Annotated in this window: 13 protein-coding genes; 4 read left to right on the forward strand and 9 right to left on the reverse strand. The window is 60.8% G+C overall.

What is annotated here, in order from left to right; all coding sequences use genetic code 11:
* Positions 1-24 precede the first annotated feature (24 nt).
* The 4 genes from AC3IUF_RS01365 to AC3IUF_RS01380 all read right to left on the reverse strand — a co-directional run bounded on the left by AC3IUF_RS01365 (position 25) and on the right by AC3IUF_RS01380 (position 4,962).
* Positions 25-507, reverse strand: coding sequence for a glycine zipper domain-containing protein (locus AC3IUF_RS01365; protein WP_007909074.1), 483 nt, complete (start codon positions 505-507; stop codon positions 25-27).
* A 290-nt stretch (positions 508-797) separates the two neighbouring features.
* Positions 798-3,146: an FdhF/YdeP family oxidoreductase gene (locus AC3IUF_RS01370; protein WP_077570248.1), complete on the reverse strand. Its 2,349-nt coding sequence runs from the start codon at positions 3,144-3,146 to the stop codon at positions 798-800.
* Complete coding sequence (fdhD, locus tag AC3IUF_RS01375; RefSeq protein WP_007909076.1) at positions 3,143-3,982, reverse strand: formate dehydrogenase accessory sulfurtransferase FdhD; 840 nt, start codon at positions 3,980-3,982, stop codon at positions 3,143-3,145. The genes AC3IUF_RS01370 and fdhD overlap by 4 nt, the downstream gene beginning before the upstream one ends.
* A 92-nt stretch (positions 3,983-4,074) precedes the next feature.
* Complete coding sequence (locus tag AC3IUF_RS01380) at positions 4,075-4,962, reverse strand: LysR family transcriptional regulator (RefSeq protein WP_007909077.1); 888 nt, start codon at positions 4,960-4,962, stop codon at positions 4,075-4,077.
* A gap of 139 nt (positions 4,963-5,101) precedes the next feature.
* Here AC3IUF_RS01380 and lysM point away from each other — a divergent pair, with 139 nt between their 5' ends.
* On the forward strand, positions 5,102-5,542 hold the full coding sequence (gene lysM / locus AC3IUF_RS01385) for a peptidoglycan-binding protein LysM (RefSeq protein ID WP_007909089.1): 441 nt from the start codon (positions 5,102-5,104) through the stop codon (positions 5,540-5,542).
* Positions 5,543-5,642: 100 nt separating this feature from the next.
* On the opposite strand, the gene yrfG is transcribed toward lysM, so the two are convergent.
* The gene (yrfG, locus tag AC3IUF_RS01390) at positions 5,643-6,305 is read right to left on the reverse strand and encodes a GMP/IMP nucleotidase (protein WP_007909091.1); all 663 of its coding nucleotides are present in this window, start codon (positions 6,303-6,305) and stop codon (positions 5,643-5,645) included.
* An 88-nt stretch (positions 6,306-6,393) separates the two neighbouring features.
* Between yrfG and nudE the strand changes: the two genes are divergently transcribed.
* The gene (gene nudE / locus AC3IUF_RS01395; protein ID WP_007909093.1) at positions 6,394-6,960 is read left to right on the forward strand and encodes an ADP compounds hydrolase NudE; all 567 of its coding nucleotides are present in this window, start codon (positions 6,394-6,396) and stop codon (positions 6,958-6,960) included.
* A 5-nt stretch (positions 6,961-6,965) separates the two neighbouring features.
* A complete protein-coding gene (gene cysQ, locus AC3IUF_RS01400; protein ID WP_095113985.1) occupies positions 6,966-7,799 on the forward strand; it encodes a 3'(2'),5'-bisphosphate nucleotidase CysQ in 834 nt (277 codons plus the stop codon).
* Between the two features lie 205 nt (positions 7,800-8,004).
* Here cysQ and AC3IUF_RS01405 read toward each other — a convergent pair whose 3' ends face one another.
* The 4 genes from AC3IUF_RS01405 to rfbC are packed head-to-tail and all read right to left on the reverse strand — an operon-like array spanning position 8,005 to position 12,235.
* Positions 8,005-8,460, reverse strand: a complete 456-nt coding sequence (locus tag AC3IUF_RS01405) for a YiiD C-terminal domain-containing protein (RefSeq protein WP_007909095.1) — start codon at positions 8,458-8,460, stop codon at positions 8,005-8,007.
* A complete protein-coding gene (locus AC3IUF_RS01410) occupies positions 8,457-9,842 on the reverse strand; it encodes a sigma-54-dependent transcriptional regulator (RefSeq protein WP_007909097.1) in 1,386 nt (461 codons plus the stop codon). The genes AC3IUF_RS01405 and AC3IUF_RS01410 overlap by 4 nt, the downstream gene beginning before the upstream one ends.
* The gene (locus AC3IUF_RS01415; RefSeq protein ID WP_007909099.1) at positions 9,839-11,647 is read right to left on the reverse strand and encodes a sensor histidine kinase; all 1,809 of its coding nucleotides are present in this window, start codon (positions 11,645-11,647) and stop codon (positions 9,839-9,841) included. Before AC3IUF_RS01415 ends, AC3IUF_RS01410 begins: the two co-directional genes overlap by 4 nt.
* Before the next feature lie 42 nt (positions 11,648-11,689).
* Positions 11,690-12,235, reverse strand: coding sequence for a dTDP-4-dehydrorhamnose 3,5-epimerase (gene rfbC, locus AC3IUF_RS01420; protein ID WP_007909101.1), 546 nt, complete (start codon positions 12,233-12,235; stop codon positions 11,690-11,692).
* Positions 12,236-12,400: 165 nt separating this feature from the next.
* Here rfbC and AC3IUF_RS01425 point away from each other — a divergent pair, with 165 nt between their 5' ends.
* Positions 12,401-15,313 (forward strand): aminotransferase, encoded by a 2,913-nt coding sequence (locus AC3IUF_RS01425; RefSeq protein WP_489280163.1) that lies wholly within the window; start codon positions 12,401-12,403, stop codon positions 15,311-15,313.
* The last annotated feature ends 284 nt before the right edge of the window (positions 15,314-15,597 follow it).

A 15,597-nucleotide genomic window follows, 5' to 3' on the forward strand; every position in this document is an offset into this window, starting at 1 on the left:
GCGATTTTTCTTCAAGCATTCGCCTTAACGGTGACGATAGTACTTGTGATGCTTGCGGTGGCCGTAGGCATGGCCGCGACCTGGGTGGCCGTCGCGGTAGTAGCGACGATCATCGTGACGACGGTCGTAACGACGATCATCGTCATCGCTTTTGTTGCCCATGTAGTTACCCAGCGCGCCACCGGCGCCGCCACCTGCTGCGGAGCCGATCAGGCTGCCGGTGGTGCCGCCCATGCTGCGGCCGACTACGTTACCGCCGGCTGCGCCCAGCGCACCACCGATGGCGGCTTCGCCACGGCTGCGTTTGTCGGCGCCGACCGCGCTACCACCCGCACCGCCCAAGGCTGCGCCGATGGTGGAACCTGTATTGCCGCCTAAGGACTGACCGACGACCGAGCCAAGAACCCCGCCCAATGCGCCGCCCACACCTGCTTCGGTGGTGCCGCCAGCAGACGCAAAGCCACTGACCAGGCCAAGGGACAACAAGAGAATCGAGGAGAACTTCATAGAGGAGCCTCAAAGGGATGACGGCGCCGATCCTGAGGCTGTGTAACAAGCGTGACAATCGAAATCCGACGAATAACACGACTTGTATACAATTTTGCAAGTTGCTGTTTTATCAGCGGAACTTAACCGTTTTTCACCGGTCTTTAGCTACTTCGGACAGGCCGCTTTTGTGAAAAAGCGGCCTTTTTTGTGGGCGTTTGAAAAGCAGAAGCGAAAAGATCGCAGCCTTCGGCAGCTCCTACAGGAACCGGTGTAGGAGCTGCCGAAGGCTGCGATCTTTTGATTTTGAATTAAGCAGATTTGGCCATGATCAACCCAGTCTCACTCGCCGCTTCCAACCGAATCGCAATGAACTTAGACGTCGGCGTATGGCTGCCATCCCCGGTGCTCTCCAATGGCACCAGCGGATTCACTTCCGGGTAATACGCGGCCGCTTGCCCGGCCGGAATATCAAACGCCAGCAAGGTGAAGCCCTTCACCCGACGCTCACGACCATCGTCCCACAGCGACACGATGTCGGCCTTTTGCCCCGGACGGAAGCCCAGACGAATGATGTCGGCCTCGTTGGCAAACAGCACATCACGCTGGCCCTTCACTCCGCGATAACGGTCGTCGAGACCATAAATCGTGGTGTTGTATTGATCGTGGGAACGCATCGATTGCAAGATCAGGTCCGGTAGCTGCCCGGTGGCGCGGGTGCGTTCGTGTACCAGATCTTTGGGCAGCATGTTCGCGCGGAAGTTGGCCCGGCCCGACGGTGTGTTCCACTTGCGCGCGCCAGCGCTGTTGCCGAGGTAGAAGCCGCCTGGGTTTTTGATCTTCTCGTTGAACTCTTTGAAATTGGGAATGGTGTCGGCGATCAGTTCGCGGATGCGCCCGTAATCGGCCACCAGCCAGTTCCAGTCGACCGGTTTGCTACCCAGTGTGGCGGCAGCGATGCCGGCAATGATCGACGGCTCCGAGCGCATCTGGTTCGACAGCGGTTGCAACTGCCCGTTGGAGGCGTGAACCATGCTGAAGGAGTCTTCCACGGTGACCGCTTGCGGGCCTTCGGTCTGGATATCGATGTCGGTCCGGCCGAGGCACGGCAGGATCAGCGCGTCTTTACCGTGCGCCAGGTGACTGCGGTTGAGCTTGGTGCTGATCTGCACGGTCAGGTCGCAATTGCTCAGTGCGGCGAAGGTACGCGGGCTGTCCGGCGTGGCTTGGGCGAAGTTGCCGCCCAGACCGATAAAGACTTTGGCGCGTCCCTCGGCCATCGCATGGATTGCCTCGACCACGTTGTGGCCGTTATGACGCGGCACCTTGAACTGGAAGCGTCGTTCCAGCGAATCAAGGAACGCCACTGGCGGACGCTCGTTGATGCCCATCGTGCGGTCGCCCTGCACGTTACTGTGGCCGCGCACCGGACACAGACCAGCACCGGGTTTACCGATGTTGCCGCGCAGCAGCATCAGGTTGGCGATTTCCTGGATGGTCGGTACTGAATGGCGATGCTGGGTGATGCCCATCGCCCAGCACATGATGACGTTCTTGCCTTTGGCGTACATGCGCGCCGCTTGCTCGATTTCGACGAGGGTCAGGCCGGATTGCTCGACGATCTGTTCCCACGGCGTGTCATCGACCACGCCGAGATACTCCAGCACGTTAGCGCTGTGGGCGTTGAGGAAATCGTGATCGAACACGGCAGGTTCGCCAGCCTTCTGCGCATCGCGCTCCCACTGCAGGAGAAACTTGGCCATGCCGCGCAGCAGCGCCATGTCACCGCCAAGTGCCGGGCGGAAATACGCGGTGTTGGTCGGTTTGTCACCGTTGGTGAGCATTTCGATCGGGTGTTGCGGGTGCTGGAAGCGTTCCAGGCCACGCTCTTTCAATGGGTTGATGCACACCACTTGCGCGCCGCGTTTCACCGCTTCACGCAACGGTTCGAGCATGCGTGGGTGGTTAGTGCCCGGGTTCTGGCCCCAGACGAAAATCGCATCGGCGTGTTCGAAATCGTCGAAGGTCACGGTGCCTTTGCCGACGCCGACACTTTGCGCCAACGCCACACCGCTGGCCTCGTGGCACATGTTCGAGCAGTCAGGGAAATTGTTGGTGCCGTAGGCGCGCACGAACAGTTGATACAGGTAAGCCGCCTCGTTGCTGGCACGACCCGAGGTGTAGAACTCGGCCAGGTCCGGACTCGGCAGGCTTTGCAGGTGTTTGGCGATCAGGGTGTAGGCGTCGTCCCAACTGATCGGCTTGTAGCGATCGGTTTCGGCGTCATACACCATCGGCTCGGTCAGGCGTCCCTGATACTCGAGCCAGTAGTCGCTCTGCTCCAGCAACGAAGTGACGCTGTGCTTGGCGAAGAACTTGGCGTCCACGCGGCGCTTGGTTGCTTCCCAGTTCACCGCTTTGGCGCCGTTCTCGCAGAACTTGACCATGCCGCTTTCCGGCGAATCGCCCCACGCGCAACCCGGGCAGTCGAAGCCGCCGTTCTGGTTGGTCTTGAGCATCATGCGCAGGTTCTTCAGCGCGTTGTCGCTGGTCAACCAGGCCTGAGCCACACTGATCAGGGCACCCCAGCCGCCGGCGGCACCTTTGTAAGGCTTATAGCGCGGGACAGGTTTCTGGTCGGCTTGATGATGTTGGCTCACGCTTGATTCTCCATCGCGGGGCTGTACACCCGCGGCGCACTTTTCTGCGGCAGGTGGATGAGATTGAGGTTGTGTCGACGGGCCCATTGCACGGCAAGGCCCGTGGGCGCGGACAGGCTGACCAGCGTCTGGATGCCGGCACGCAAGACTTTCTGGATCAATTCGAGGCTGCAACGGCTGGTCACAATCGCTAGGCCGCCTTCTGTGGATATCTTCTGGCGGATCAGTCCGCCGATCAGCTTGTCGAGGGCGTTATGCCGGCCGATGTCTTCGCGGCCGAGTAGCAATTCGCCGCTGGCGTTCATGAATACCGCCGCGTGCACCGCACCGCAGTATTGGCCCAAAGGTTGAAATGCACTGATGCGCTGACGCAAACCGTCGAGCCATTCAATCGGCGGCAACGGCGCACCGGGCAACACCTTCAGATCGGGCAGTGCTTGCTCGACCGCTTCAACGCCGCACAATCCGCAACCGCTGGTGCCGGCCATTTGTCGACGTTGTTGCTTGAGGTTCCAGAACGCGCGATTGGCGATGGTTACTTGCGCATATTGCGCGGAGCCGGCGCCGGTCAGTTGCAGGTCATAAATGTCAGTAGCGTCGATGATGATGCCGCTGCCGAGGCTGAAACCGACGATGAAGTCTTCAAGGTCGGTCGGCGTCACCAACATCACCGCCTGGCTGATGCCGTTGTAGGCGATCGCCAACGCGACTTCCTCGGCCAGCGCGGTGCTGGCCGATTCCTCACGGGGTAAATCGCTGTAACTGTAGGTCTGGCTGGCGGCTGGCGCGGGCGTTTCGAGTGCAGGCGCCGCGCAGGCTGGGCGCTTGGCGTTCATGGCATCACCGACGGTTTGATCAACGTTAAGACTAGGCGCGGCAAGTTGTCGCGTCTAATCGCTAGTGTCGATCTATCGATAGATGCCGTCGATCAAGAGGCTGTTGGTGATTCTCGATACAGCGCGAAACAGGCTTCCGCCAGCGCGGAACGTGGGGCGCCGCGACGCATGATCAGGCCCAGCGGGGCGAGGGTCTGGGCGTCTTCGATCGGTTGCAGGCGCAGGTGATCGGTGAGTTTTTCCAGGCCGCCGTCCAGCGGCATGATCGCGCAGCAAAAACCGCCGTGCACGGCTTGTAACAATTGATGCACGGCATCGGTTTGTAGCAACGGTTGTGGAGTCAGGCCGCGGCTGTGGAAGTTGTGGTCGATGGACTGGCGAAAATGCATGCCGCTGGTGAGCATGCCCAACGGCAGTTCGATCAGCGACTGCCAACTCAACGCGGCGTCGCCAAATGTGAATGAGCGCTGATCGTAAAGCAGGCCCATGCGCGTTTCACTGAAGGCCAGGGATTCGAAGCGCTCGTTATCCAGACGATCCAGATAAGACACGCCGAGATCAATGCGGTTATTCGCCAAATGCTCGAGGATCTGCTCGGAACTCAGCGCCGACATTTCAAAGCGCAAATTCGGGTGGGCGCTGTGCAGGCGTTGCATCAACGGCAGCGGATCGAAACTCGACAGCGGCACCACGCCCAGCCTCAGCGTGCCGATCAGATTGCCGCGACACGCCGCCGCTTCCGCGTGCAAACCGTCATACGCCGCCATCACCGAACGTGCCCACGCCAGCACGCGCTCGCCCGGCGCGGTGAAACCTTCGAAACGCTGACCACGGTTGACCAGTGGCAGGTCGAGTTCTTCTTCAAGACTGCGCAGGCGCATCGACAGCGTTGGCTGGGTGATATGGCAACGCGCGGCGGCCTGGCCGAAGTGGCGGGTTTCGTCGAGGGCGATGAGGAATTTCAGCTGCTTGATGTCCATCTTCGCTCCGGGCGCTGGCAGGGGTGGGGGATTCTACCGCTTGCGCGGTGGCAGGGTCATTGGTCGGCTTGGAACCGGGTTTGTCTGCGGTGGTCTAGGCTTGGACGACTGATCCTTTTATTCCATGGAGAGAACCACGATGAGTCTTTTAAGTTTTGTAAAAGAAGCCGGTGAGAAGCTGATCGATCTGCTGACCCCGGGCAACGCCAATGCCAGTGAGCAGTTGAAGGAACACATCAGCAAGGTCGGCTTGGGCAATCCGAATGTGCAGGCAACGGTGGATGGCGACAAAGTGACCGTCACCGGTGAAGTCGCGAGTCAGGAAGAGAAAGAGAAGATTTTGCTGGCGGTGGGCAATATTGCCGGAGTTGGCAGCGTGGATGATCAGATCACCGTGACCGGCCCGGTGGTGGCTGCAGCAAAGTTTGTCGTGGTGAAAAAAGGCGACACCCTCAGCGCGATTTCCCTCGCCGTGTATGGCAATGCCAACCAGTACAACAAGATCTTCGAGGCCAACAAGCCGCTGCTGTCTCATCCGGACAAGATCTATCCGGGGCAGACACTGCGTATTCCTGAGTAACACAACACTCCTGTAGGAGCTGCCGCAGGCTGCGATCTTTTGATTTTGATTTTTCCAAACAAGATCAAAAGATCGCAGCCTTCGGCAGCTCCTACAAAGATCAAAGGCCAGCGATCAGATTGCGGTAATCCTCAACCGCCGCAAACTCAGCCGTGTCCTTCGGCCCCTTGCGGCTGTCCGGCTCTTTCACCGCCAGCAAATGTGCCACGCCAAAATCCCGCGCACTGCGCAGAATCGGCAAGGTATCGTCGATAAACAGACTGCGCGCCGGATCAAAGCCGATGTCCGCCTGCAAGGCATCCCAGAACTGCGGGTTCTCCTTGGGAAACCCATAATCATGCGAGCTGATCAGCCGTTCGAAATACGGCGCCAGCTCAATCCGTTCCAGCTTCAGCGACAGTGAATCGCGGTGCGCGTTGGTGATCATGATCACCCGTTTACCGGCGCGCTTGATCGCTTCCAGAAAGGTATCGGCATCCGGCCGCAAGGCAATCAGGTGCGCGGTTTCCAGCTTCAATTCACGTACCGACAACTTCAACTCGGCACTCCAGAAATCCAGGCAGTACCACTGCAACTGGCCGGCGTGGCGTTCGAACAGCGGCTGCAATTCCATCTCGGCCATGGCCCGGCTGACCCCGTGCAGTTCGGCGTAACGCTGGGGCAGGTGTTCCAGCCAGAAATGATTGTCGAAGTGCAGATCCAGCAGCGTGCCGTCCATGTCCAGCAGAACGGTATCGATGTCGGACCACGGTAATGAAGGCATGGCAACGTCTCGAACGGTAGAAAGATATCCGACATAAACAATCGGGAAAGCCGCGTTATAGTAGCGCGTTCACGCCAAGGAGCTTTGCATGCGCCAGAAACCCACCGTACTTGCCCGCGAGATCGTCGCCACCAGCCGTCTGTTTTGCGTCGAAGAACTCAAACTGCGCTTTTCCAATGGCGTGGAACGCACTTACGAGCGTCTGGTCGGCAAAGGTGCGGGCTACGGCGCGGTGATGATCGTGGCGATGCTGGATGCCGAACACGCGGTGTTGGTCGAGGAATATTGCGGCGGTACCGATGAGTACGAACTGTCCTTGCCTAAAGGTTTGATCGAACCGGGCGAAGACGTATTGGCGGCAGCCGAGCGGGAGCTCAAGGAAGAAGCCGGATTTGGCGCGCGACAACTGGAGCATCTGACCGAGCTGTCGCTGTCGCCCGGTTACATGAGCCAGAAGATCCAGGTCGTTCTGGCTACCGATTTGTACGAAGAGCGGCTGGAAGGCGACGAGCCAGAGCCGATGCGCGTCGACAAGGTGAACCTGCGCAAATTGTCGTCGCTGGCGCTCAATCCGCAGTTTTCCGAAGGCCGTGCATTGGCTGCACTGTATTTGACCCGCGATCTGCTGACCGATCGCGGATTCTTTCCAGCATGAGTGAAATGTCGATGAAGTTTCCCCATCCGTTGATGGCGCCGGTGATTGAACTGGCCTTGCAGGCCGGCGAGGCGATCTTGCCGTTCTGGCGCGCCGGCGTTGAAGTCACGGCCAAGTCCGATGAATCGCCGGTGACGGCGGCGGATCTGGCCGCGCATCACCTGATTCTCGCCGGGCTGACGGCGCTGGATCCGAGCATTCCGGTGTTGTCGGAAGAAGACGCCAACATCCCCCAGAGCGTACGCGCGGGTTGGCAGCGCTGGTGGTTGGTCGATCCGCTGGATGGCACCAAGGAGTTCATCAGTGGCAGCGAAGAGTTCACCGTGAACATCGCGCTGATCGAAAACGGTCGCGTGGTGTTTGGTGTGGTGTCGATGCCGACCAATGGTCGTTTCTACGTTGGCGGTGCCGGGCTTGGTGCGTGGCGCTGCGACGAGGGCGGCACGCCGGTTGCGATTCAGGTGCGAGACGTGCCGGGGCCGGGCGAGGCGTTTACGGTTGTGGCCAGCCGGCGGCATTCGAGTCCCGAGCAGGAGCGTCTGCTGGCAGGGCTGAGTGCAAGTCTGGGCGAGCTGCAATTGGCGAACATTGGTAGCTCGCTGAAATTTTGTCTGCTGGCGGAAGGCGCAGCGGATTGCTATCCGCGACTGGCGCCGACTTCGCAGTGGGACACGGCGGCGGCGCAAGGCGTGCTGGAAGGAGCGGGCGGTGAAGTGTTGGATCTGCGCGGGGATGCGTTCTGCTATCCGGCGCGGGAATCGCTGTTGAACGAGTTCTTTTTGGCGCTGCCGGCGAAGGCGGCCTGGCGTTCCAGATTGTTGGAGTTGGCTCGCGGTTAAGTGGGCTGATCGGCAATCGCCCTCACCCCATCGCTCTCCCCCAGGAGAGGGAGCCGACCGAGTTGTCTTGCGTCATACATCGACCTGAAAGATGAGGTCGATTAGGGATTCAGCAAAGCGCCATCAGGTCGGTGTACGTCTGAAGCATCCCCCAATCAGTCCCCTCTCCCTCGGGGAGAGGGTTAGGGTGAGGGGCCGTTGATCTTCAGCGGTGCAAAACGTACTGCCCGGTAAATGTCACGGCGTCTTCTTCGCTGCCCTGATTGACGATCCGCGTACTCAACGTCAACCGCGCCCGCCCATAACGCTGATACATCGCCAGAAATTTCCTCCACACCTTCGCGTCCGGCGCCGGGCAGATTGCCGTGGCGTCGCCCGTGACCGGCAGCGGATAACTGATCTGCCCCTCCTGAATCACAATGTGCCCGTCGGTGATGCCTTCTTCCTTCAAACGCAGATGCAACCAGCCCCAACCGGCCAGCACCGCACCGCAGTAAAGACTGCCGCCGAACATCGTGCTCTTGTGATTGACGTTCGGCTCGAGTGGCAGATGCAGACTCAATTGGTGTGCATGCCAGTCGAGCACCTTCAGCCCCATGTCCCGTGTCAGGGGAATGTCGTGATGCAGGACCGATTCCAGATAGCGACTGTCAGTGCTCATTCGTTTTCATCCCCATGGCTGCTATCGCCAAAGTTGAGGCCATGCTTGCGCAACTTGTCATGCAGGGTCTTGCGCGGCACGCCCAAGGCTTCGGCGAGGCTGCGCACTGAACTGTGAGAGCGCGCCAGTTCGGCGGCAATCAACGATTTCTCGAAGTTTTCCACTTGCTCGCTGAGACCGCCGTTGATGACTTCAACCGGTGTGTTGCCAGTGCCTTCGGCGCCGCTGTTATCCAGTGCCAGTTCCAGACCGAGGGCGAAACGTTCGGCGGCATTCTGCAGTTCGCGCACGTTACCCGGCCAGGTGTGGCGCAACAGCAAGGCGCGTTGTGCCGGTTGCAGTTCGTGGGGCGGCAGGCCGTGGCGGGCGCTGGCTTCATCGGCGTAATGCTGGAACAGCACCAACGCATCTTCGCCGCGTTCGCGTAGCGGTGGAATGCGCAGTGGCGCGACATTGAGGCGGTAATACAAGTCGGCGCGGAAGCGGCCTTGATCGGCGGCCTGACGCAGGTCTTCCTTGGTTGCGGCAATCACGCGGATGTCCAGCGGGATCAATTGATTGCCGCCCAGGCGTTCGACCACGCGTTCTTGCAGCATGCGCAGCAACTTAACCTGCACGTCCATGCTCATGCTTTCGATTTCATCGAGAAACAGCGTGCCGCCATTGGCGAATTCGAATTTGCCGATCCGGCGCTTCTGCGCGCCGGTGAAGGCGCCGGGTTCGTGGCCGAACAGTTCGCTTTCCACCACGGACTCGGCCAGTGCGCCGGCGTTGATCGCCACAAACGGGCCATTACGACGGCTGGACAAATCGTGCAGCGCACGGGCGACCACTTCTTTGCCGGCGCCGGTTTCGCCGAGGATCAGCACGTCAGCCTTGGTCGCGGCCAGCGCACCGATCTGCTCACGCAAGCGCAGCATCGGCGTCGAATGGCCGACCAGACGCGCGCTCAATTCATTGCGGTCGCTGAGGGCCAGACGCAGGCTGCGGTTGTCCAGCACCAGGCGGCGCAGGGCCAGCGCGCGGCGTACGCTGTCGAGCAGCGCATCGCTGGCGAAAGGTTTTTCGAGAAAGTCATAAGCGCCGGCACGCATGGCCTGCACCGCCAGCGGTACATCACCGTGGCCGGTGATCAGCAGCACCGGCAGTTCGGGATCCTGCGCGTGTAATTCGCTGAGCAATTCCAGGCCGTCCATACCCGGCATGCGGATGTCGCTCACCACCACGCCCGGCCAGTCGCGTTCAAGCTGTGCGGCCAGCCCCTTGGCTTCGGACAGCGGCAAAATTTTCAGACCGGCCAGATCCAGTGTCTGGCCGAGGGCCTGACGCAGGTGTGGATCGTCGTCGATCAACACCACCTGAATGCGATTGTCGATGGTCATGCACTTCGATCCTCGGACGGTTGCAGGCTGACCCCGGGCGCACCGGCGCGCAGTCGCAGGGTAATCAAGGCGCCACCTTGCTTGTGGTTGGCGAACGACAGTTCACCACCGAAGGCGCGCATCAGCGTTTCACAAATGGCCAACCCCAGCCCCAGACCCTGAGTACGGGTCTTGGTGGTGTAAAAGGGCTCGCTGGCGCGGCCGAGGGCCTCCATGCAAAAGCCCGGGCCGTTGTCGCGAATGTACAGATTGACGCCCTCGGCGGTGGATTCGGCACTCAGCCAGAGTTTGCGCGGCGGACCTTTTTCGGTGAGCGCGTCGAGGGCGTTGGCGAGCAGATTGCCAAGCACCTGACGCAGGCGCGTTTCCCCGGCCTCGACCCACAGCGTGGCGGCCGGCAGATCGCGGATCAGCTCGACTTCCATGCTCCGGCGCCGTTTGGCCAGCAGCGCCAAGGCATCGTCGAGCGCTGGTTGCAGGGCAACGCTTTCCGGCGCGTGGCGATCGCGGCGGGCAAAGGCGCGCAGGTGGGCGATGATCGAGGCCATGCGCCCGGTCAGTTCGCTGATCAGTTTGAGGTTGCCGCGAGCGTCGTCGGTGCGCTGATGATCGAGCAGCACTTCGGCGTTTTCCGCGTAGCTGCGGATCGCTGCCAGCGGCTGATTGAGTTCGTGGCTGATGCTCGCTGACATGGTCCCCAGCGCCGATAGCTTGCCGGCCTGGACCAAGTCATCCTGGGCGCGCACCAGTTCCTGCTGGGCCTGTTCACGCTCCAGCACTTCTTCCTTCAAACGTCGGTTGAGGCCTTCGAGGTCGCTGGTGCGTTCCGCCACGCGGCCCTCAAGTTCGCGGCGTGCCTTGGCCTCGAAGGCGATGCGCTCCAGATAATGCCGGCGGCGCTGCATCATCAGACCGAGCAACAACATCAGCACCAGCAGCGTGGCGCCGCCGATGGCGACCACGGTGCGCACTGGACGGTCGATCAGCGTGCGCGGGGCAAGGATGCTGACGCTCCAGCCGGTTTCGGCAATGTCGTGGGTCTGGATCAGCCACGCCGTCGGGCTAAGGTTAAGTGGGCGCGGCTCGCGGGTCGGGTAAGGCTGGATCGCGGTGATCGCCGAGCGCTCGCTGTCGCTCAAATTACGGGTTGAGCGAAAACGCCATTCCGGGCGCGAGGTGAGGATGACCACGCCGTTGTGGTCGGTGACCAACAGTTGTTCCGGGGTTTTGCCCCAGAGGCTTTCGGTGTGGTCGAGGTCAACCTTGATCACCAGCACGCCGATGATTTTTTCGCCGTTACGCACGGCGGCGGCAAAGAAATAACCGCGCTTGGCCGACGTGGTGCCGAGCCCGAAGAAGCGCCCGAGGCGCCCGGCCATGGCTTCGCTGAAGTACGGACGGAAGGAGAAATTACGGCCGACGAAACTGTCGTGCTTGTCCCAGTTCGATGCTGCCAGCGTCTGCCCGCTGGTGTCCATCAGGTACATGACTTCGGCGCCAGTCTGCGCGGCAATATTCTTCAGCAGGCGATTGGCATTGCCTTGGGTGACGCCGTCGTCCGGCGCTCCGAGTACCGCGCGCAGAGCGGGAAGGTCGCCGAGAATCTGCGGCAACACTTCGTAGCGGTGCAGGGTGCCCAGCAGGTTGGCGACGTACAGGTCGAGGGTCTGGCGGTTCTGGCCGGCCAGTTCGCTGCGGTAATAGCGCTCGGCAAGATGTTCCAGCGGCCACAACAGCGGCGCCAGACACAGGGCCAGCAGCGCGAGGCTGCGCCAGCGAGGTCTGCGGGGAAGGGTTGGTTTCATGAGCCGGAAGCGCCTGTAGGGACAGGCGCATTATGCCCGGCCTCAGGCGAAGACGTCAGCGTCCTTGAAGAAGGCTGCAGCCTGATCCTTGGCGGACAGCTTCGGGGCTTCGTCCAGTTGCCAATCGATGGCCAGATCCGGATCGTCCCAGCGAATGCTGCGTTCTGCCGACGGCGTGTAGTAGTCGGTGGTCTTGTAGAGGAATTCGGCGAACTCGCTCAGCACGACGAACCCGTGGGCGAAACCTTCCGGGACCCACAACTGACGATGGTTGTCTGCCGACAGGCGCACGGCCATCCATTTTCCGAAGTGCGGTGAGCTGCGGCGAATGTCCACGGCGACATCCAATACTTCACCGACCGTTACGCGGACCAGTTTGCCCTGAGTGTTTTGCAGTTGGTAATGCAGACCACGCAATACGCCTTTTTGCGAGCGCGAGTGGTTGTCCTGAACGAATTGTGTGTCCAGCCCCGTTGCATCCTGAAAAGCCTTGGCATTGAAACTTTCGTAGAAAAACCCGCGCTCGTCACCAAACACCTTGGGTTCGATGATCAGGACACCGGGCAGGTCGGTGGTGATTACATTCATGGGGTTTCCATAGGCCAGTGTTAATGGTCGACATTCTTGCGCAAAGTGCCGGAGGGCGCGAGTGCAGGAAGACAAATAGCCCTGACGCCTTTTCGTGGATGGGGGTTGCGGATCCTGCCAAGCAATGGCGATATAGGCGCCTAATAAAATTTCAGGGGTCGTTTCATGCCGCTCGCCACGTTGATTCATCGCGCCAGTTTGCCCAGCCCGCAGGTTTCTGCAGAGCAGGCCCAGCAATGGCTGGCGGAGCATTACGGGCTCAGCGGCAGGCTGCAGGCGCTCGGCAGCCAGCAGGATCTGAATTTTCGCGTCGACAGTCCGCGCGGTCGGTTCGTGCTGAAAATCTGCCGTGGCGATTACGCTCTGGTGGAGCTGCAAGCCCAGCATGCCGGCCTCAAGTACCTGGCCGAGCACTCGGCGGTGACGGTGCCACGGGTGATCGCGGCCAATAATGGCGAGGATCTGCTGTCACTCGAGGTCGGCGGCGAAGCCGTCCATGTGCGGCTGCTGGATTACATCGAGGGCCAGCCGCTCACGCATCTTGATCACTTGGGGCGCGACGTAGTGGCGGGGTTTGGCCGGCTCTGCGGTGAGATGGATCTGGCGCTGGCCGGTTTCGATCATCCGGGCCTTGAGCGCACGTTGCAATGGGATGCGCGCCACGCCAGTGCTCTGATCAGCCATCTGCTGTCGGTGATCAAGGACGAGCAGCAACGCACATTGATCGCCGAGGCCGCCGCTCAGGCCGAGCGCCGTTTGCAGCCGTTGCTGGACAAGCTGCCGGTGCAGGCGATTCACATGGACATCACCGATGACAACGCCGTCTGGGCGCGCGATGCCCAGCGTCACTGGCAGTTGCAGGGCGTGATCGACTTTGGCGATCTGGTGCGCACCTGGCGCATCACCGATCTGTCAGTGACGTGTGCGGCGTTGCTGCATCACGCTGGTGGTGATCCGTTTGTCATCCTGCCGGCGGTGCAGGCCTACCACGCGGTCAACCCACTGCAACACGAAGAGTTGCAAGCGCTGTGGCCTTTGATAGTGGCGCGCGCGGCGGTGCTGGTGCTCAGTGGCGAGCAGCAAGTCAGCATCGACCCGGCGAATACGTACAGCCGGGACAACCTTACCCATGAGTGGGAGATTTTCCGCGTGGCGACATCGGTGCCTCAGGCGTTGATGGAGGCGGCGATTCTGGCGGCGGTGGGACAGGCTTTGCCGGCGATTGAGAGTGAAGGTTTTGCGCCATTGTTGCCCGGTCTGGTCGGACGCGAATTTGCGCTGATCGATCTTGGCGTACTGAGTCCGCATTTCGACGCTGGCAATTGGGAGCAGGAGGGTATCGACCAGCGCCTGCTGACTGAAGCGGCTGTGGCGCATGGTTTGGCGGCGAGCCGTTATGGTCAGTACCGTTTGTCGCGCACTCGTCCCGAAAGTGCCGTTGAACCGGATACCTTCCCGCTGCACGTGGAATTGCGCGTGCCCGATGGCACCACCGTGGAGGCGCCGTTCGCTGGCGTCGTGCATCAGGCCGCAGACGGTGTGCTGCAACTGGATGGTCCGCAACTCAGCGTGCGCCTGTGGGGCGTGACACCTTCGCTGCACAGCGGCGCGGCGCTGGTCAAAGGTCAGGTGTTCGGCGCGGTGAGCGGCCCGTTACGGGTGCAGTTGTGCCGGGGCGCGCAGCTCGATGCGCCGTTGTTTTGCACACCGACGCATGCTCCGGCTTGGCAGGCGCTGTGCCCATCGCCAGCCGGATTGTTGGGGCTGGCCTGCGATGCCGAGCCGGAGCTGGACGCGAAAACGTTACTCGAACGCCGCGATGCCAGTTTCGCCCGCACGCAAAAACACTACTACGTCGACCCGCCGCGCATTGAGCGCGGCTGGCGCAATCACCTGATCGACATGCAGGGCCGCTCCTATCTCGACATGCTCAACAATGTGGCGGTGCTCGGTCACGGTCACCCGCGCATGGCCGCTGTCGCCGCCCGCCAATGGTCATTACTGAACACCAACTCGCGGTTCAACTATGCGGCGGTCGCCGAATTCTCCGAGCGCTTGCTGAAACTCGCGCCGGAAGGCATGGATCGGGTGTTTCTGGTCAACAGCGGCAGCGAGGCCAATGACTTGGCGATTCGTTTGGCGTGGGCCTACAGCGGCGGGCGCGACATGATCAGTGTGCTTGAGGCCTATCACGGCTGGACGGTCGGCGCCGATGCGGTATCGACCTCGGTCGCCGACAACCCGAAAGCCCTGGAAAGCCGTCCGGACTGGGTGCATCCGGTGCCTGCGCCAAACACCTATCGCGGTGAATTCCGCGGCCTCGATTCGGCGCCGGATTACGTGCGCAGCGTTGAGCATCACCTGGCAAAACTCGCCGAGCAGAAGCGCCAATTGGCCGGGTTCATCTGCGAGCCGGTGTATGGCAATGCCGGGGGCATCTCGCTGCCGCCGGGATATTTGAAACAGGTTTACGGGCTGGTGCGCGCGCAGGGCGGCGTGTGCATCGCCGACGAAGTGCAGGTCGGTTACGGGCGCATGGGCCATTTCTTCTGGGGCTTTGAAGAGCAGGGCGTGGTGCCGGACATCATTTGCATGGCCAAGGGTATGGGCAACGGTCAACCGCTGGGTGCAGTAATCACTCGCCGGGAAATCGCCGAAGCGCTGGAGGCCGAGGGTTATTTCTTCTCGTCGGCGGGTGGCAGCCCGGTGAGTTGCCAGATCGGCATGGCGGTGCTGGATGTGATGGAAGAAGAAAAGCTCTGGGAGAACGCGCAGGTGGTCGGTGGCCACTTCAAGGCGCGACTCGAAGCGCTGATCGATAAACATCCGCTGGTGGGCGCGGTGCACGGTTCCGGGTTCTATCTCGGGCTTGAGTTGATCCGCAATCGCGAGACGCTGGAGCCGGCGACCGAGGAGACGGTGTTGCTGTGTGATCGCCTGCGCGAGTTGGGGATTTTCATGCAGCCGACTGGGGATGATCTGAACATTCTCAAGATCAAGCCACCGATGGTGACGTCGCGTAAGAGTGTGGATTTCTTTGTCGACATGCTCGACCGAGTCCTCAGCGAAGGTCTGTAAGCACGCACACTGACCCCTGTGGGAGCGAGCCTGCTCGCGAAAGCGGTTTCTCATTCAACAACGGTGTTGATTGAATAAACGCCTTCGCGAGCAGGCTCGCTCCCACATTTGTTTTGGGTTTCTAATTCGATTTGTATCGGCTTTTATTGAATTTATTTAGACGAAATGCATTTAACAAGCTTCTAAAGCCGATATTTATCGGCTATAAAGTCGCCATTGCTCCGGCTTGGTGATCTCATGTCCGGTGCGCGCATTTTTCTTTTCGGTCGAATTGTCGACCGTCA

Source organism: Pseudomonas sp. KH_040, assembly GCF_057839305.1.

Coding starts and splice junctions, on each gene's coding strand:
- AC3IUF_RS01410 (WP_007909097.1), bottom strand. CDS start 9,842: ATGACCATCGACAATCGCATTCAGGTGGTGTTGATCGACGACGATCCA.
- AC3IUF_RS01425 (WP_489280163.1), top strand. CDS start 12,401: ATGCCGCTCGCCACGTTGATTCATCGCGCCAGTTTGCCCAGCCCGCAG.
- lysM (WP_007909089.1), top strand. CDS start 5,102: ATGAGTCTTTTAAGTTTTGTAAAAGAAGCCGGTGAGAAGCTGATCGAT.
- yrfG (WP_007909091.1), bottom strand. CDS start 6,305: ATGCCTTCATTACCGTGGTCCGACATCGATACCGTTCTGCTGGACATG.
- fdhD (WP_007909076.1), bottom strand. CDS start 3,982: ATGAACGCCAAGCGCCCAGCCTGCGCGGCGCCTGCACTCGAAACGCCC.
- AC3IUF_RS01405 (WP_007909095.1), bottom strand. CDS start 8,460: ATGAGCACTGACAGTCGCTATCTGGAATCGGTCCTGCATCACGACATT.
- rfbC (WP_007909101.1), bottom strand. CDS start 12,235: ATGAATGTAATCACCACCGACCTGCCCGGTGTCCTGATCATCGAACCC.
- nudE (WP_007909093.1), top strand. CDS start 6,394: ATGCGCCAGAAACCCACCGTACTTGCCCGCGAGATCGTCGCCACCAGC.
- cysQ (WP_095113985.1), top strand. CDS start 6,966: ATGTCGATGAAGTTTCCCCATCCGTTGATGGCGCCGGTGATTGAACTG.
- AC3IUF_RS01415 (WP_007909099.1), bottom strand. CDS start 11,647: ATGAAACCAACCCTTCCCCGCAGACCTCGCTGGCGCAGCCTCGCGCTG.
- AC3IUF_RS01380 (WP_007909077.1), bottom strand. CDS start 4,962: ATGGACATCAAGCAGCTGAAATTCCTCATCGCCCTCGACGAAACCCGC.
- AC3IUF_RS01365 (WP_007909074.1), bottom strand. CDS start 507: ATGAAGTTCTCCTCGATTCTCTTGTTGTCCCTTGGCCTGGTCAGTGGC.